At 60.5% G+C, this 17,698-nt stretch carries 16 protein-coding genes; 5 read left to right on the top strand and 11 right to left on the bottom strand.

Annotated elements, in window-relative coordinates:
* Positions 1-2 precede the first annotated feature (2 nt).
* Genes KUW67_RS16990 through KUW67_RS17005 form a run of 4 tightly spaced genes read right to left on the bottom strand, consistent with a single transcriptional unit; the run spans position 3 to position 4,089 of the window.
* Positions 3-233 carry a hypothetical protein gene (locus KUW67_RS16990; protein ID WP_224826525.1) on the bottom strand — a complete coding sequence of 77 codons (231 nt, stop codon included), beginning with the start codon at positions 231-233 and terminating at the stop codon, positions 3-5.
* Positions 234-282: 49 nt separating this feature from the next.
* Complete coding sequence (locus KUW67_RS16995) at positions 283-1,068, bottom strand: isoprenylcysteine carboxylmethyltransferase family protein (RefSeq protein ID WP_224826526.1); 786 nt, start codon at positions 1,066-1,068, stop codon at positions 283-285.
* Between the two features lie 42 nt (positions 1,069-1,110).
* The gene (gene metG, locus KUW67_RS17000) at positions 1,111-2,820 is read right to left on the bottom strand and encodes a methionine--tRNA ligase (protein WP_224826527.1); all 1,710 of its coding nucleotides are present in this window, start codon (positions 2,818-2,820) and stop codon (positions 1,111-1,113) included.
* Between the two features lie 42 nt (positions 2,821-2,862).
* Entirely contained in the window at positions 2,863-4,089 is a 1,227-nt protein-coding gene (locus tag KUW67_RS17005) for an MFS transporter (protein WP_224826528.1), read from the bottom strand.
* Between the two features lie 152 nt (positions 4,090-4,241).
* On the opposite strand from KUW67_RS17005, the gene KUW67_RS17010 reads away from it, so the two are divergent.
* Complete coding sequence (locus tag KUW67_RS17010) at positions 4,242-5,285, top strand: aldo/keto reductase (protein ID WP_224826529.1); 1,044 nt, start codon at positions 4,242-4,244, stop codon at positions 5,283-5,285.
* Here KUW67_RS17010 and KUW67_RS17015 read toward each other — a convergent pair.
* From KUW67_RS17015 to KUW67_RS17025, 3 genes are all read right to left on the bottom strand, one after another.
* Positions 5,279-6,286, bottom strand: a complete 1,008-nt coding sequence (locus KUW67_RS17015; protein ID WP_224826530.1) for a hypothetical protein — start codon at positions 6,284-6,286, stop codon at positions 5,279-5,281. The two genes, KUW67_RS17010 and KUW67_RS17015, sit on opposite strands and share 7 nt — an antisense overlap.
* Positions 6,287-6,310: 24 nt before the next feature.
* Entirely contained in the window at positions 6,311-7,513 is a 1,203-nt protein-coding gene (locus tag KUW67_RS17020) for a hypothetical protein (protein WP_224826531.1), read from the bottom strand.
* Between the two features lie 77 nt (positions 7,514-7,590).
* Positions 7,591-9,372, bottom strand: coding sequence for an SLC13 family permease (locus KUW67_RS17025; protein WP_224826532.1), 1,782 nt, complete (start codon positions 9,370-9,372; stop codon positions 7,591-7,593).
* 140 nt (positions 9,373-9,512) lie between these two features.
* Here KUW67_RS17025 and KUW67_RS17030 point away from each other — a divergent pair, with 140 nt between their 5' ends.
* The 3 genes from KUW67_RS17030 to KUW67_RS17040 all read left to right on the top strand — a co-directional run bounded on the left by KUW67_RS17030 (position 9,513) and on the right by KUW67_RS17040 (position 13,268).
* Positions 9,513-10,478 (top strand): TAXI family TRAP transporter solute-binding subunit, encoded by a 966-nt coding sequence (locus KUW67_RS17030; RefSeq protein ID WP_224826533.1) that lies wholly within the window; start codon positions 9,513-9,515, stop codon positions 10,476-10,478.
* Between the two features lie 75 nt (positions 10,479-10,553).
* The gene (locus KUW67_RS17035) at positions 10,554-12,476 is read left to right on the top strand and encodes a TRAP transporter fused permease subunit (RefSeq protein ID WP_224826534.1); all 1,923 of its coding nucleotides are present in this window, start codon (positions 10,554-10,556) and stop codon (positions 12,474-12,476) included.
* 51 nt (positions 12,477-12,527) lie between these two features.
* Entirely contained in the window at positions 12,528-13,268 is a 741-nt protein-coding gene (locus KUW67_RS17040) for a YebC/PmpR family DNA-binding transcriptional regulator (protein WP_224826535.1), read from the top strand.
* Here the strand turns inward: KUW67_RS17040 and KUW67_RS17045 are convergent.
* Positions 13,265-14,149 carry a DMT family transporter gene (locus KUW67_RS17045; protein ID WP_224826536.1) on the bottom strand — a complete coding sequence of 295 codons (885 nt, stop codon included), beginning with the start codon at positions 14,147-14,149 and terminating at the stop codon, positions 13,265-13,267. The two genes, KUW67_RS17040 and KUW67_RS17045, sit on opposite strands and share 4 nt — an antisense overlap.
* 38 nt (positions 14,150-14,187) lie before the next feature.
* Positions 14,188-14,787, bottom strand: coding sequence for a LysE/ArgO family amino acid transporter (locus KUW67_RS17050; RefSeq protein ID WP_224826537.1), 600 nt, complete (start codon positions 14,785-14,787; stop codon positions 14,188-14,190).
* 83 nt (positions 14,788-14,870) lie between these two features.
* Here KUW67_RS17050 and KUW67_RS17055 point away from each other — a divergent pair, with 83 nt between their 5' ends.
* Positions 14,871-15,761, top strand: a complete 891-nt coding sequence (locus tag KUW67_RS17055) for a LysR family transcriptional regulator ArgP (RefSeq protein WP_224826538.1) — start codon at positions 14,871-14,873, stop codon at positions 15,759-15,761.
* A 47-nt stretch (positions 15,762-15,808) separates the two neighbouring features.
* On the opposite strand, the gene KUW67_RS17060 is transcribed toward KUW67_RS17055, so the two are convergent.
* Entirely contained in the window at positions 15,809-16,273 is a 465-nt protein-coding gene (locus KUW67_RS17060; protein ID WP_224826539.1) for a CoxG family protein, read from the bottom strand.
* Between the two features lie 16 nt (positions 16,274-16,289).
* The gene (locus KUW67_RS17065) at positions 16,290-17,681 is read right to left on the bottom strand and encodes a short-chain fatty acyl-CoA regulator family protein (protein WP_224826540.1); all 1,392 of its coding nucleotides are present in this window, start codon (positions 17,679-17,681) and stop codon (positions 16,290-16,292) included.
* Positions 17,682-17,698: the final 17 nt, after the last annotated feature.

Genomic DNA, 17,698 nt, shown 5'->3' on the forward strand with positions numbered 1-17,698 from the left:
CGTTATAAGCCGCGCTTCGCCTTGTAGAATTTCACGACCAATGTGATGCCAAGAGCCAAGAGTACGACCCCAAGGATCAGCGACGCTGGAAATGGCACGATCCAGGGCGTTGCGATGGACGAGGCTCCGATCAGGCAGCAGAAGAATCCCAGCATAAACAGCGACCAGCGCGGCGCATCGAGATCGGCGCGTTCGTCTTTGCGGACAAGATCATCGAAATCTGATTTGGGCATTTTGGCTTCCTCTTGACGTCTTTTTCATGTGGGCATGATCAGGCGGCGTTCAATGCTCGGACCGGCTTTGACTTGCAGGTGCTTTCGGCGGCAGGCGCGGGATCCAATAGGGAACGCGCGCTTGATAGGCGCGAAAGCGATCCTTGTAGATCTTGGTAAACCGCCGCTCTTTGAGGCGCGGGGCAAGGAGGCAATAGGCGGTGTAGGCGCTGGCAAGAACCAGTTGGTCCGGCGTCCAGACCGGCACCGTCCACAGCACCAACGCGAAGGACACATAGATCGGCTGGCGCACGTATTTGAAGAGGCCCGTTTCAGGCATGTCGGGAAAGACGACCTTCTTGCCGCGCGCCAGCGACATCCATCCCAGCGCGCCGCTTTGCACCTCGGGGCCTGCGTCGAAGGACGCCTTGGTCAGCAGCGCCCAGCTTGTCAGATAGGCCAGTGTGATCAGCCCAAATGTGACCCCTTCAGCGCGCCACAGGATGATGCCCGACGGCGTCCAGAGGGTGAAAAGAAGCAGCAACTGGATCGAGGCGATGGTTGCGTAGACCGTTGTGGAAAGGGTCTTGCCGTGTGGCTTTGGGGCCAGCTTTTCCAGCAAAGGCCGCCCGCGGTCAGACAGCAGGAACGAGTGGCCTAACGGGAACTGCAACAGCAGCAGGGCGTTTGTGAGAAACGCCCATGGCCATGCCACGTTGCCAAAACCAAGGCTCATCCCGAAGAACAGCCCGACCAGCATCGCAAGGCCTGCCAAGGCGAAAATGCCGTGGCAGACCAACCCATAGATCAGCGCAATGCGGAGCGCGCGTTTGTCGTCATTCAGTTCAAGTCTCATACCGAGCGAGATAACCCGCGCCCGGCAAAAGTCAGGGGGCGGTCAGTCGCGGGTGCCCGAGAACCGCTCTTGCCAATCCGCGCGTTCATCATCGGTGATTTTGCGGAAGGTGACATCCGGCACGGTGAAGGCGTGGCCAGGTTGGAGCAGTTCCAAAGCGGCGGCGACATCGTCGGGCCAAGCCTCGTCCTGTGTCTGCATTGCGGTCATCAGCGTGGCAGAAGCGTCGGGGATAAACGGCTTGGAGAGGACCGCGTAGAGCCGGATCAGATTCAGCGCGAGGCGGATTTGCGTCGCGGCTTGGTCCGGGTCTTCCTTGAATGTCGACCAAGGGGCGGCGGCTTGCAGGTATTCGTTCCCGGCGACCCAGATGGCGCGCAACTCGTTCGCGGATTTGCGAACCTCCATCGCATCCATATGGCCCTCATAGGCGCGGATGCGGGTGGTCAGGTCGGCGATCAGGGCGGTCTCGGCGTCGGTATATGCGCCGCCCGCGGGAACCTCTTCGCCGAATTTCGAGCGGCAGAATTTCGTGACGCGGGAGACGAAGTTGCCCAGCACGTCGGCCAGATCCTTGTTGACCGAGGCCTGGAAGTTCTCCCACGTGAATTCGCTGTCGGAGCTTTCGGGCGCGTGGGAAAGCAGCCACCAGCGCCAGTAATCGGCTGGCAGGATTTCAAGCGCTTGGTCCATGAACACACCACGCCCCTGCGAGGTGGAGAACTGCCCGCCGTCATAGTTCAGGTAGTTGAACGATTTGATGTAATCGACCAGCTTCCACGGCTCGCCGGACCCCATGATCGTGGCGGGGAAGCTGAGCGTGTGGAAGGGCACGTTATCCTTGCCCATGAACTGGGTGTAGCGGACATCCTCCGCGCCCTTATCGGTGCGCCACCAGCGTTCCCAATCGCCGCCATTCGCCTCGGCCCATTCGCCTGCGCAGGCGATGTATTCGATGGGCGCGTCGAACCAGACGTAGAAGACCTTGCCTTCCATGCCGGGCCAATCGGCATCGCCATTTTTGACAGGGATGCCCCAATCCAGATCGCGGGTGATACCGCGGTCTTGCAGGCCATCACCATCATGCAGCCATTTCTTGGCAATAGACGTGGTCAGCACCGGCCAGTCGGTCTTGCTGTTGATCCAATCGTCAAGTTTGCCCTTCATCTGGCTTTGCTTGAGATACAGATGCTTTGTCTCGCGCACCTCCAGATCGGTGGAGCCTGAAATGGCAGAGCGCGGGTTGATCAGGTCGGTCGGTTCCAGCTGTTTGGTACAGTTTTCGCATTGATCGCCACGGGCTTTCTCATAGCCGCAATTGGGGCAGGTGCCTTCGATATAACGGTCCGGCAGAAAGCGGCCATCGGCGTTGGAATAGACCTGACGCTCAGACACTTCCTCGATCAGACCGGCGTCATGCAGACGGCCCGCGAAATGCTGGGTCAGCGCGTGGTTCTGCGGGCTGGAAGAGCGCCCGAAATGATCAAAAGACAGGCGGAAGCCCTTGGCAATCTCAGCCTGAATACCGTGCATTTCAGCGCAATATTCAGCAACGGGTTTCCCGGCCTTTGCTGCGGCCAGTTCAGCGGGAGTGCCATGCTCATCCGTGGCGCAGAGAAACATCACCTCATGGCCGCGCCCGCGCTGGTAGCGCGCGTAAAGATCGGCGGGCAACTGGCTGCCGATGAGGTTTCCCAAATGCTTGATCCCATTGATATAGGGGATAGCGGAAGTGATGAGGTGGCGGGCCATGGGCAGCGTCCTGTTGATTGGCAGTCATACCGTCCGCGCGGTTTAACGCCTTTCGCGCGACCGGCGCAACAGTCGACCGATCAGCGGCGAAGTGCGCGGCGCGTAGACATAGGCCGTGCGGTCCGGGTTGGTGCCGCGCACGCGCATCCGGATCAGCCCGAAGATCACCAGCCCCAGATGGCCCACCGCGATGAAGGTGAAAAGCGCAGGTGGACCGTAGGTCGCGATCAGAACCGAGGTCAGATAGGGGGCCGAGATGGCCCCGACCGCGTAGTAGAAGAGCAATGCGGCGGAGAGCTCGACCCGTTCTTCGGATTTGGCGAAGTCATGGGCGTGGGCTGCGGCGACCGAATAGATCGGGAAGGTCAGAAAGCCAAAGAGGGCAGAGGCGGACATCACCAACGCTCGGCCCAGATCGGCGCTGTAGACGATCAATGCACAGCCGATCAACGACACGGCGGAAAAAGCGATCAGCACCCAGCGCCGGTCGTAGCGATCCGCAAGCCAACCCGCCGGATATTGCGCCAAAGCGCCGCCTGCCACGAAAGCCGCAAGGAAGTAGCCGATATCACTAGCGCTCAGCCCGATCTCTTGCCCGTAGATCGGGCCGACCATGCGAAAGCTCGATGCGGTCAGACCCGCGATCACGACGGCTGCCGCCGCGAGGGGAGAGCGGCTCCATGCGAGGGCGGGGCGCATCCGCGGGTTCTGCGGGATTTCGGGTTGTTTGACCGTCGTCAGCGTCAGTGGCAGCAGAGAGGCGCAGCAGAGCAGCGTCAGGATATTATAGGCCATGTAGGTTGGCAGGCCAGCCAGCACGCCGATCATGAGTTGCGCGCCGAGTGATGCGCCCAGATCGACGATGCGGTAGATGCCCATCGCCCGACCGCGTGTTTCGTTCGTGACCTTGGCTTGCAGCCACCCTTCGATGATCGTGTAGCAGCCTGCAATCGTCATGCCGGACGCGACCCTCAGCAGCGCCCAGACTGTCGGGTTCTGGCTAAGCGTGTGGCCCAGCATCCCGATGGCGCCAAGGGCGGTGAACGCGGCAAAGGCGCGGCTGTGACCGACACTTCCCAGTAAGCGCGGTGCCCACCAGCAGCCGATGAAGAAGCCCACGAAATGCGCGGACCCCAGCAAGCCCACCTGCGCGGTCGAGAAGTTGAACGCCAGTCCCGAAAGTGCATCCAGCGGACCAACTCCGCCTGAGCTAAGTTGCAGCAAAGCGACAGACAGAAAGAGAGCAGCAAATGAGATCGCAAGGCGCATATCGCGCACCATGATCCGATTTCGCAAAGGTGCAAGCCTTGCTGCGACGCCTCGCGTCGTTTGTGGTCTTTTGCGCGGGCGGTGACTTCGGGTTTGCTCTGGCAACATCACCGCCTAGATAAGAAGCCACGCTGATACGAAGGATTCCCGACATGAAGATGAACCCGCTGGGCCGCACTGGCCTGATGGTGAGCGAGCTGTGCCTCGGCTCGATGACCTGGGGCAGCCAGAATACCGAGGCTGAGGGTCACGCGCAGATTGATCGCGCGTTGGAGGCGGGCATCAATTTTGTCGACACCGCCGAGATGTATCCGGTGAACCCGGTGCGTGCCGAAACCATTGGCCATTCCGAGCAGATCATTGGGGAGTGGTTTGCCAAGGGCGGCGCGCGCGACCGGATGATCCTTGCGACGAAGCATTCAGGCGCAGGTCTGGGCTATGTTCGTGACGGTGCGCCGATTTCCTCGGCCACAATTGCAGAAACGGTTGAGGGTAGCCTGAAGCGGCTCAAGACCGATTATATCGACCTTTACCAGTTTCATTGGCCCAACCGGGGCGGTTACATGTTCCGCCAGAACTGGATGTTTGATCCGAGCGCGCAGGACAAAGCCACCACGATGGCGCATATGCAAGACGCGCTCGGCGCGCTGCAAGGCCTTGTAGATGCGGGCAAAATTCGCGCTTTCGGGCTGTCGAATGAAAGCGCGTGGGGCACAACGCAATGGCTGCTTAAATCCGATGAAGGTCATGGGCCGCGCGTGGCGTCGATCCAGAATGAATATTCGCTGCTCTGCCGGATGTATGACACCGACCTGGCCGAGATGAGCCTCAATGAAGATGTGGGGCTTTTGGCGTTCTCGCCTCTCGCGGCGGGTTTGCTGACGGGTAAATATCAGAACGGCGCTGTGCCAAAAGGCAGCCGGATGGATCTGAACGGGGATCTGGGTGGGCGCAAGACCGATCGGGCTTTTGCTGCCGTGCAGGCCTATCTGGATATCGCGGATGTCTTTGGGCTTGATCCGGTGCAGATGTCACTGGCCTGGTGTCGCACGCGGCCCTTCATGACGTCAGCGATCTTCGGGGCCACCACGATGGAGCAACTCGACCGCGCGCTGGGCTCGGTCGAGGTCACGTTATCGGAAGAGGTTCTGGACGCGATCAACACGGCACATCGCGCCCATCCGATGCCCTACTGATCGGGATAAAGCGGCAGATCGGCCAGCGCCCCCAGCGGTTCGGTGGCGGTCGCTCCGGTCGAGATGCCGCCGCCCGTGACGATGCGCTTGAACTCGTCCTCGACCAGTTTGACCAACCGCGTTTTGTCGCGCTCAATCAGGTCCGGAGACAGATAGATTGCGGAGACAAGTGCGCCCTTGGCCTCTTCAGACAGGGTGCGGCGGCGCGTCTTCAACGCATCGCGGAAGTGCTTATATCCTTCTGAAAGCTCGGGGATTTCGCCGAAATCGGCTTTGTGATCTGTGCGCCGCAAGGACAGCACGCAATAGGCTTCCTGCAGCGGTTTGCCCTTCCACAAAAGCTTGCGGTCGGTGGGATCAACGCTCAGATCGGCGACGGTGATCTTGTCTTTCGGCACCGCCACAAGCGCCATCAGTTCGCTGCGGCTGAGCGTCATGTCGGTATCCAGCGCCACCTCGATCTCGACATCTGCCGACTGGCCTGCGATCAAATCAAGCCCTTCCGTGATCAGCGGCAGAAACGGCTTTACGCTGCCGACGAAACTGATCCCCGCCTGATCGGAGACGTGGGTGACATAGTCCAGAACCGGGCTGAGCAGGTTGCCGGATTTCACCGAAAATAGTCCCAGCTCCAGGCTGAGCGTCCCGCCACGCCATGGCACAGCGCCTAGCAATTGGCGTTCCACCGTGATGACCCGATCAAGGTTCTTGGGATCGAGATCAGCCAGATTTCCGGGCTTTGTGATCGCGGCCAGTTCGGCGTTGGGTTCCCCATCGCGGGCCAGCGTGATGAAGCTGTAGATCATCCCGTGAAACCGTGTCGTGAACTTGCGCGCCGCTTTGAGACGCAGGGATTCCACGAAGACCTCGACATAAACCTCATCAGGGGGCATCGGCTGCCCGGCGATCTTTCCGAGAGGGTCGGGCAGGTTGCGCACCAGCAGATAATCTGTCGGAGGCGCGCCTTTGATGCGCGTGAAAAGACGGTTCAGAAATCCCATGGCAGGGGTCCTCTCATCAGTAGTTCAGGGGAGGGTTTCGGGGGTCAAATCCATCGCGTGCAGGGCATTGGCGGCCCAGATCCAGTCGGTAAATTCCGGCATATCTCCGGGGGCGGAGTTCTCGAAGGCGAAGGCCAACACCTCATCGCCGAGCCGCAGCGCGCAGCCGCTGTCACCCGGGCTGGCCGCGAGGGTCGTTTGCACGCGCTGTTGGGTGTTGGGGCGTCTTTGTGCCAGCGATGGGTCTTGCGACTGGATATGTGTCGTCGCAAAGCCGGTTGTGGCCCCGTCAAACTCCACCGGGACATGTGGCGGCGGCCCATAGGCATCAGCGATCCGGGCTTTGCGCGCCGGGGGCGCCAGGCTGTCTGGCAGCGGAACGAAAGCCATATCGTGGACAGGGTTATGGGCCGCAACCTTGGCCGAATGCCCCCCCAGATCGACGGTCGCACCGGTTGGCCCGGTGCCATGCAGCGCCGCTGTGACCCCCAAAGTGCCACTGGCATCGCGGCATAACAAACCCGCTGTCGACAGAGCGGGGGCAGCAACCGACAAGCACGGGTCGGGCAGCGCGAGCCGCTCCATCTCTGGCAAGCGGGTATAGGTAATTTCAGGGCGCGCAATAGCGAAGAGCTGCGCAATGCCGGTCACGCCACCGGAAAGGTAGATGCCAAGGGCCATGCGAGCTTGCGGATCGACAATATCTTCCAGCCTGTGTGCGGCTTCCAGCAAATCAGCGTTTGGGATCGCGATATCGCCAGTGATCAGCCGACTGCCCGAGACATCCTCAAGGCTTGGGCTCATGATAAAGAGCGTGGGCGGCAGATCGTAATCGCCCGGTGTCAGAACAAAGCGCGCGCCCTCGGCCAGATACTGCAACGCATCCGCCAAGATCTCGACCGCGAGAAGGCGCGTGCGTTCCAGTGTCAGCCCTTCGTTGCCGATCTCGCTGGCGGCGCGGTTACCAAGTTCGGTGCCGAAAAGCCTGTTGAACGGGTCCGGATCGCCCAGCACACCTGACATGCTATCAGGCAGGGCAAGGCTGGGTTCTGGCCCCTCAAGATCATAGGCAAACTCACCAAACGGACCGCGCGTGAGCCGCCGGTTTGTGGGTCCGGCGGCGCCAAAGGGGCGGGGTGGACCATCCGGACGGTCCCGCACAGCGCGCTGCAGAACGTCTGTCAGAGTTCTCGGGCGCGGGTCGGGTGGTTCAAGAAAGTCTGTCATAAGGCAAGGTTAGCACCTTGCCCAAGCACACGTTTGAAGTTTTCGCTGCTCGTGAAAAACCCGTCAAACGGGCGTTTTCAAAGCGGCCAGAACACCAGAATGGCGGGGATCGAAACGCAGACCACAAGGATTTCCAGCGGCAATCCCATGCGCCAGTAATCGCCAAAGCCGTAGCCTCCGGGGCCCAGGATCAACGTGTTGTTCTTATGGCCAATCGGGGTCAGGAACGCGCAGCTTGCGGCGACCGCGACCGCCATGAGAAACGGGTCCGGGTTCACGCCCAATGACGTCGCCATCTGAATGCCGACAGGTGCGGCGACGATGGTCGTCGCCGTGTTGTTCAGCACATCCGACAGCGTCATCGTCACAACCATCAGAACCGTCAGGATCATCCAGGCAGGCAACCCTTGGGTCAGGTCGACCAAGGCACCTGCAATCAACTCGGTCCCACCAGAGGTTTCCAGCGCCGCACCGAGCGGGATCATCGAGCCCAGCAAGACCACCACGGGCCATTCGATATGGCTGTAAAGCTCGGACAGCGGCACGATTTTCGACAGCACGAAAGCCACAACCACGATACCTAATGCGACAGGCAGATAGACCAGCCCCAGAGAAGCCGCGATCACCGCCGCGCCGAACATGCCGATGGCCCACCAGACCTTCTTGTCTTCGGTGACCGCCAGGCCGCGATCGGCCAAGGGCAGACAGCCCAGCCATTCGGTCACGTCATTGGCGCTGTCCTGTGGGACCAGCAAAAGCAGGATATCGCCCGTGCGAATAGGCGTTTTGCGGATCTGCTGGCGGATGGATTTACCCTGCCGTGAAATCCCCATCAACACCGTGCGCTGCCGCCACGCCAACCCGATAGACTGCGCCGTGCGCCCGGTCAGCCGGGATTGTTCCGTGACGACGACCTCGATCACCGCAAGCCCTTGGCCCTCGGCGCGCAATAATTCCTCGCGCTTGGCATCCGCAAAATCGAGGCTCTCTGCCGCGCGGTATTCATCCAGCGCATCTGGGGTGGCTTCTAGCACAAGCGCATCCCCGGCTTGCAGGCGGGTGCTGCCCGCCGTGCCGTAACGCCGCTTGCCCCCGCGCACGAGGCCCAGAATGGCGACGTCATTCTTTTCGGCGACCTCGTAAAGATCGCGCAGGCGTTGGTCGATCAGCTTGCTGTCCTCAGGGATTGTCAGCTCGGCGATATACTCGGCGTAGTCCTCCATCGGGTCGCCGGCCTGATGCGTGCCGGTCCGCTGCGGAATGAAGCGCCAGCCGATCAGGGCGACAAACGCCATGCCGGCAATCGCCGTGATCCCGCCTACGGGCGCGAAGTCAAACATCCGAAACGGCTCGCCCAGCGTGTCCTCACGGATTGTCGCGATGATGATATTGGGCGGCGTGCCGATCAGCGTGACCATGCCGCCAAGGATCGTTGCAAAGCTCAGCGGCATCAGCGACAGCGACGGCGCGCGCCCGGCTTTGCGGGCGGTCTGAATGTCCACCGGCATCAGCAGCGCCAGGGCCGCGACATTGTTCATGAATGCCGACAGGACACCGCCGATCCCACCCATCAGCGCAATATGCGCACCCAGACCGCGGCTGCTGTCCACCAATGTGCGCGTTATCAGGAAAACAGCGCCCGAACGCACCAGCCCCGCCGAGACCACCAGCACCAATGCAACCACCAAGGTTGCCGGATGTCCGAAGCCCGAGAACGCGTCGTCCTCGGGCACAACGCCCAGCACCACGCCGATCAACAATGCCGATAAGGCAACGATATCATAGCGAAATTTGCCCCAGAGCAGCATTCCGAAGACACCGCCAAAAAGGGAAAACAGGATAATCTGGTCACTGGTCATGCGTGCTGCCTTTCAGGGTGTCCACACCCTAACCAGACCAATCCGGCGCGCAAGGAGTGAAAACACCCTTGCACATGCATAGGTATGCATTAACTTATCCTTGTGACCCAACGTAACCTGTCTTTGGGAGGAGACATCTTATGCTCACAACATCCTTGAAAACCTTGCTGGCCGGTGCGGCCGCAATTGCGATGACAACGACCATCGCCTCTGCCGAGACGCGTTTGGCGTTTGGTGCGACCAACGCGCAGTCGGCGCATTACGCGTATTTTGCGGCACTCGCGAAAGTCGTGAACGAGGCCAACCCTGACTATCAAGCCTCTGTCGTCGAAACCGGGGCGACCGTGGACAACCTCAAGCGCATGGAGCGCGGCCAGCTTGATCTGGGGCTCATAACCACATCGGCGCTTTATCACGCCAATAACGGGATCAAGACATTCGACGGGGAACCCATCGAATCCAAGTTGCTTTGGGCCTATTCGCTCGCTCCGCAGAACGTCGTTGTTCGTCAGGATAGCGGGATCACCAGCTTTGAAGATCTTAACGGCGCGCGGTTTGGCCCCGGCCAACGTGGTTCTTCGACCGAAGCCACATCGCAGGACGTCATGGGCGTATTTGGCATCGAGCCTGATTGGGTGCGCGGGTCCAATGGCGAACTGGCCGCAGCGATCAAAGACAATCGTGCGACCGGCTTTATCAAATCCGCAGTGGGCACGTCTTTTGACGCGCTGACCACCGATATCGCGACGTTCACGCCGGTTCAGGTGCTGGGCCTCAGCGAAGAGCAAACCACCATGATCCGGGAGCAATTGCCCGAACTGTCCATCGTCGACATGCCTGGTGGTGAGATGGAGAACTCAGGTCCCTACACGACCTGGGGCTTCATGATCGGCGTGTCCGCGCGTCCCGATCTGCCTGAAGATGTCGCCTATAACATCGTCAAGGCCGTCATGGAGGATGAGGTCGAGCAAGCAACGGCGTTTCCCGCAGTCGAAGGCGCAAACCTGGCCGAGCTGACCCTGCAATACGCGACCTCGCCGCTGCACCCCGGCGCGATCCGCTATTTTGAGGAAATCGGCCTGACCGTTCCCGACAACCTGCGCTAAACCGTTGGCTACATGACAAAACGGCCGCGCCCTGCACGGGGCGCGGCGGCTTTTTGACGAAAGAAAGCTCACGCGATGCAGACCGATCCCGCCCCCGGAACCGAGCCTCCGCTGCCGGACACGCTGCGCACCCGTGCGATTGCGTTTTTCAGCCTGGTGATCGGTCTTTTTGTCTTTTACACATCCTTTTTCGGCGCATTCGAAACCCTGATCCAACGCGCGATCTTCGTGGGAATGATTACAATCATGGGCGTGCTGCTGTTCCCGCTCGGGGAGGGCAGGCGGTGGCGCCCGCTTGGGGCCGCGCTTGATGGCGCGATGGCGCTCTTTGTGCTTGGATCGGTTGCTTACATCATCTCGAACTTTGAACGGATCATGGTCGAGCTGCCCTTCGCGGAAACGCTCGACATGGTGCTGGGATTTGGCACGCTTCTCATAATCCTAGAGCTTGCCCGCCGCTCTGCCAGTCTGATTTTTCCGATCATCGTTGGCGGCATGGTGGCATATGCTTTCTTTGGCGATGCCATCCCCGGCGCGTTCGGCCATCGCGGGTTTGGCGCGGGCTACATTACCGAGGTGATCTTCCTGTCTGACCGCGGCTTGTGGGGCATGCTGGTGTCGATCGCCTCCACCACGCTGGCGGCCTTCATCCTGTTCGGCGCTTTGCTGCTTCACACCGGCGCGGGTCAGACCTTTTTCGATCTCAGTGCGCGGGCCGGGGGCAAAAGCCCCGGCGGAGCGGCTAAAATATCGACCATCGCGTCGGGTCTCTTCGGGTCGATCTCTGGCTCGTCGGTTGCGAATATTGCGACCACGGGCAATTTCACGATCCCGCTGATGAAGCGCCTGAAATACCCCGCGCCCTTCGCAGGCGGGGTCGAGGCTGTTGCCTCTACCGGCGGGCAACTTGCGCCCCCGATCATGGGGACCGCGGCTTTCGTGATGGCCGAACTGGTCGGCGTAAACTATTGGACGATCGCTGCTGTCGCCATCATGCCTGCCTTTCTGTTTTATCTGGGCGTCTTCGCGACGGTCCACATGATTGCCCGCAAGCGCAATCTGGGTGCCGTCGATGCGCAAGATTTGCCCGATTGGCGCGCGGCTTTGAACTGGCGGCGCATGGCCCCAATCCTTGCCGGGATCATCGGGCTCGCCTACGGCATATGGAACGGCAACTCGATCCAATTGACCGCATGCTTCGGCATGATCGGCATCATTGTGGCCTATACGTTCGCCACACTGACAGGTGGCGGCAGCGTCAAAGAGGTGGTCCTGACCTTGATCCGCGCACTGCAAGACGGCGGCAAAGGCGTGGTGATTGTCGGTATATTGCTGGTGGCGGCACAGGTCTTTGTGTCGATGGTCAACCTGACCGGCGTGGGGGTTGCCGTGACCTCGCAGATCCTGAGCTTTGCAGGCGATAACATCTGGCTGATCGCAGGCATCATGGCCATCGTTTGCTTGATCGCAGGTATGGGTCTGCCGACCTCAGCCGCATACGTTCTGGTCGCGGCCGTCTTCGCGCCTGTGCTGATCCAACAAGGCCTGGACCCGCTGATGGTGCATCTCTTCGTGCTCTATTACGCGGCACTTTCGGTGATCACGCCGCCTGTCTGCGTTGCCGTTTTTGTGGCGGCAACCATCGCCAAGGCTCCATGGCTGACGGTTGCCCGCGACACGCTTCGGTTGGGCGGCACCGCCTATGCGATCCCGATGCTCTTTATCGCCTATCCGGGTATGCTTTTGAACGGCGGGCCCGAACAAATCGCCCTCGCGCTGGCCTCTGGCATTGGCTTCACGCTCTCGATCGCAGCGCTCGCCGCTGGCCGCACTTTGCGCATAGCGGGGCCGGTCGCGCCGCTGGTCTGGATCACCCTCGCTGTGCTGGCGGCCATTCCGTCTTGGCTGCCAACCGTTATCGCGCTGGCAGGCCTCGTCGCAACAATGCGCTTGCCGCAACCCGCAACCGAGCCGCCAGACAGGATTGCACCCGCCTGACGCTTTCCTTTATAGGTCTGGCAACGCGAGATATGATAGGACGTAAGGCACATGGCAGGCCATTCAAAATGGGCAAACATCCAGCACCGTAAGGGACGTCAGGACAAGCTGCGCTCTAAGCTTTTCTCGAAGCTGGCCAAGGAAATCACCGTGGCCGCGAAGATGGGCGACCCCGACCCGGACAACAATCCGCGCCTGCGGCTTGCCGTAAAGGAAGCCAAGTCGCAATCGGTGCCGAAGGACGTGATCGACCGCGCGATCAAGAAATCCCAAGGTGGTGATGCCGAAAATTACGACGAAATCCGCTATGAGGGCTACGGGCCGAATGGCGTTGCCGTGATCGTGGAAGCGATGACCGACAACAAGAACCGCACGGCCTCTACCGTGCGCTCCACCTTCACCAAGAACGGCGGTAATCTGGGAGAGACGGGGTCGGTCTCATTCATGTTCGAGCGCAAGGGCGAAGTGACTTACACCGCCGAGGCGGGTGATGCCGACACTGTCATGATGGCCGCGATTGAAGCGGGGGCCGAGGATGTCGAAAGCTCGGACGAGGGCCATACGATCTATTGCGCTGACACCGATCTGGGCGCGGTTTCCAGTGCTTTGGAAGCTGAGTTGGGCGAATCCGAGTCGACCAAGCTGATCTGGAAACCCACCACCACGACCGAGCTTGATCTGGACGGCATGCAAAAGCTGATGAAGCTGATCGACGCGCTTGAGGATGACGACGATATTCAGCGCGTGACGGCGAATTTCGAGGCCTCAGACGAGGTGCTGGAGCAGCTCTAAGTCCCTGCCAGAGCCTGCTTTTTCGCCACATGCTCGCGCCAGGCGATAAAGCTGACGGCGGCCATGATCAGCGCGCCACCCAGCACGACCCACGCATCAATTGCCTCGTTGAAAAATGCGGCGCCCAAGATCACTGACCAGATCAATTGCAGGAATGTGACCGGTTGCGTGACGGCAAGCGGGGCCGCCACGAAGGCCAGCGTCATCGTGTAATGCCCCGCCGTGGCAAAGCAGGCGACAAGAAACAGCCAGCCCAGTTGTTCAATGGTAACCGGCACCCAGACCGCGTAGGCAAATGGCGCCAGCCCCAGCGTCACGAAGAGCGACAGCATGCCGACGACAACCGCTGCGTTCACCTCTGTGCTCATCACTTTCATGATTAGATAGCCGCCCGCAAACATCAGCGCTGTGCCGAGCATCGCGATATGGCCGGGCGACAGCTCTCGAAAACCGGGCCGCAGGATGATCAACGCGCCGACAAGCGCGGCAACAATCGCAATGATCCTGCGGATCGCGATCTTTTCGCCCAGAAGCACAGCCGCTCCGATGGTCACGTAGATCGGCGAGAGGTAGTTCATCGCTGTCACCTCAGCGATGGTGATCTGCGTCATCGCGTAGAACCATAGGATGACTGCACCCGTATGGAGCACGCCCCGGACGCCAAACAGGGTCATCTGACGACGGGTCAGATGCGCTTGCAGGATCGGGCGGATCATCGGGATGACGAAGACAAGCCCCAGCAAATACCGCAAGAATGCTGCCTGAGCGGCTGGTACATCGCTGCCCACATGCTTGACGATGGCAGTCACGGCGACAAAGTTCAGCCCTGTCATGATCTGCCAGAAAATTCCCGCCGCAGGGCGGTGTGTGCTTGGCTCCATGCGCTGACCTGACCGCAAAGCGCGTGGCCGCGCAAGCCCTAGCTGAGCAACAGCTTCGCAGCAATCGCCCACATCACGCAACCGATAACGATTTCAAGCACTTGCCACGCGCGTGGGTTCGCAAAAACAGGTGCCAGAAGCCGCGCGCCATACCCCAGCGCAAAGAAGAAAACGAATGACGCCGACATGCCCCCCAAGGCAAAGCCCAACCGGCTATCATATTGCGCCGAGATCGAGCCGAGCATCACCACCGTGTCCAGATAGACATGCGGGTTGAGCCACGTGATCGCCAGACAGGTGCCGACGGCTGCCCAAACCGAGCCCGCGCTCTCAGAGCTGGGTTTCAGCGCTTCGCCCCCCTTGCGCGCTCGCGCAAAGCTCATCGCGCCATAGACCAGCAGGAACGCGACGCCGCCGTAAAGAAACACCGTTCCGATCCAGGGGGCGGCTTCGGACAATGCACCAAAACTACTGACGCCGACGGCAATCAGCACGGCATCGCTTAAGGCGCAGGTCAGAACCAACGGCAAAACATGCTCTCGCCGCAGCCCTTGTCGCAGCAAGAACGCGTTTTGAGCGCCAATGGCAAGGATCAGCGATAATCCCAGGAAGAAACCGGCGAAATAGGCAGTGCTCATGAAAACTCCTCGTTTTCATAGGGCCTACATGTTAGAATTACATTCATCTAGTGAATGTTTCTAATATTGTATAAGCTACGCTTATGTATGATCCAACACTTCTCGCCACGCTCAGCACGGTTGCCCGATGCGGTAGCTTCGATCTGGCGGCGGCACAACTGTCCATCACGCAATCGGCGGTCTCGCAACGGATCAAAACGCTGGAAGATCGCGTCGGCACCGTCCTGATTGAGCGCGGAACGCCCAGCCTGCCCACCGCCGCGGGCGCACGGCTGATCCGCCATGCGGACGAAGTTTCTCTTCTGGAACAGCAGCTTGCCAGAGACATGGCGCTTACACAGACCCAAAGCGCGCCGGTACGTATCGCTGTGAATGCCGACAGTCTGGACACATGGGTTCTGCCAGCGCTTGCCAAATGCGAAGGGCTGCTTTTCGATCTCGTCGTCGATGATCAGGACCATTCCGCGCGTTGGCTTCGTCAAGGCGATGTGGCTGCGGCAATCACAAGTCGCGCCGACCCGATTCAAGGCTGCGACAGTGTCCCGCTGGGCGCGCTGCGCTACCGCGCCACGGCCAGCCCGGCCTTCATGGCGCGCTATTTCGCAGATGGTGTGACCGAAACAACCCTGCGAGCCGCCCCCGCGCTGACCTATTCCCGTCGCGACCGCCTGCAACAAGACTGGGTTGCCCGCCAGCTTGGCAAACGTGTGCCACTTGCGACCAACCTGCTGCCAAGCACGGTAGGCTTTGTAACCGCATCTCTGCTGGGCCTTGGCTGGGGCATGAACCCCGAGCCGTTGGTCCGCGGCCTCTTGGATGAGGGGCAACTGATCGAAGTCATTGAAGGCGTCGCACTTGAGACCCCGCTCTACTGGCAGATCAGTCGCATCACAGCCAAGCCATTGAAAGAGCTGACGAAAAATATCCAGGATGCTGCATCAACAGCTCTCATACGACAGCAAAACCAACCTTAACGCGCGGCTTCATCTTTGCAAAAATACTCTCGCCGAAGGCGCCGCCGTCAGGCGGTTTCTGCCTCTGCGTCATCACCTTGCACATGCGCCTGAAAATTATCGAAAAATGCATTCGCCATCTTGGTCGCAAAGCCATTGATGATCCGGTTGCCCAGCTGCGCGATCTTGCCGCCGACCTTCGCATCCACGTCATAAACCAGCTCCGTTCCCTCGGGAACGTCATTCAGCACGACCGACGCACCGCCTTTTGCAAAGCCTGCGACGCCGCCTTTGCCTTCGCCGCTGATCCGGTAGCTTTCGGGCTTTTGAACATCCGACAATGTGACCGCGCCCTTGAAGGTCGCCTTTACCGGGCCAACTTTCTGGGTGACAACTGCGTCAAACCCCTCTTCCGGGTTGCCGGTCAATTCGGTGCAGCCGGGGATGCACTCTTTGAGCACTTCGGCCGAGTTCAGGGCCTCCCACACCGTTTTGCGATCCGCCGCGATCACGCGGGTTCCGGACATTTCCATGGGCATACCTCCTCCGTTAGCCGTCTATCTCATAGGGCAACAACCCGCGGCGATCCGGGTCAAAGCGCAAATGCTTCTCCAGCGGCGGGACCGAGCGTTGATGACATCCTTTACGTTCGCAAATCCGGCACGAGATGCCGATGGGTTCAAAAGCCGCATCATTGTCGAGGTCCAGACCGTCCGAATACACAAGATCAGACGCATGGCGCAATTCGCAACCCAGACCAATGGCGTAGCGGCGCACGGGCGATTTATAGGTGCCGCCGGATTTCTGCACGTCGCGGGCCAAGCAAAAATACCGTGCGCCATCAGGGGTTTCCGCCAACTGGCGTAGGAACCGTCCGGGTGTTTCAAAGGCGCGGTGCACGTTCCAGAGCGGACAAGCCCCGCCGAACCTTGCAAACTGTAGGCGGGTCGCAGAGTGGCGTTTGGTGATCGTGCCCGCCTGATCCACGCGGACGAAGAAGAACGGAACACCTTTCGCGCCGGGACGCTGCAAAGTAGACAGGCGATGCGCCACTTGTTCGATGGAGGCACCGAACCGGTCCGAGAGTTGCTCCAGATCGTGGCGGGTACTTTGAGCGGCGGCCAGAAAGGCCGAATAGGGCAGCAGGGCCGCGCCAGCGAAGTAGTTTGCCAAGCCGATCCGCGCGATGGCGCGGGCTTCATCGGTTTGAAAGCGCGCCAGATCGAGGGTGGCGTCGAAAAGCTGGCCTTGGGTCAGCAAAGCCACTTGATGGAGCATCTGAAACCGCCGCGTCGCCGCATGGGCGCGGGCCGACAGGATCAGTGTTTTGCTAGCGCGATCAAAGCCGCGCAGGGGGGCGTTGTCGCCCGCAATTTCGACCGTGATCCCGCGATCTGACAGCAGTGCGATCGCGCGCGCCTCGGGGTCCCCGCCGGTGACAAACCGCTCTGCCGCGCGGTCGACCGCGTCGATGTAATTGTCGCAATAATGGAAGAAATCGCGCACCTCTTCCCAAGGTGAGGCGGTGCGCGGGGCGTCTGCGCGGCCCAGCGCCTCATCAAGCGAGGCAAGCCGCTCATGGGCATCGCGGTAGGCGCGGTGCAGATCGAGAAACGCGCGGCTGAGCGCTGGCGCGTTGGAGGCGACCAGTTGCAGATCAGCCAAAGGCGGGGTGTCGGTGAAAAGCGGGTCGGCCAGCGCCTCGCGCATGTCCGACACAACGCGTTCGGCCTCCCCGACGCTGAGCTCGCTGAGGTCAAAATCAAACGAATGAGCCAGCGCCAGGACCACTCCGGCAGAGACGGGGCGGTTGTTGTTTTCCATCTGGTTGAGATAGGGCAGGGAGACGTCCAGCTTCTCGGCAAAAGCCTTCTGGGTCAGGCCGTGGCGCGTGCGGATTTCACGCAGCTTTACGCCTGCATAGAGTTTCTGGGTTGCCATCCGAGCTGCCTTCGCAA

The sequence above is a fragment of the Cognatishimia sp. MH4019 genome, from assembly GCF_020177595.1.
GTDB lineage: Bacteria > Pseudomonadota > Alphaproteobacteria > Rhodobacterales > Rhodobacteraceae > JAHTBL01.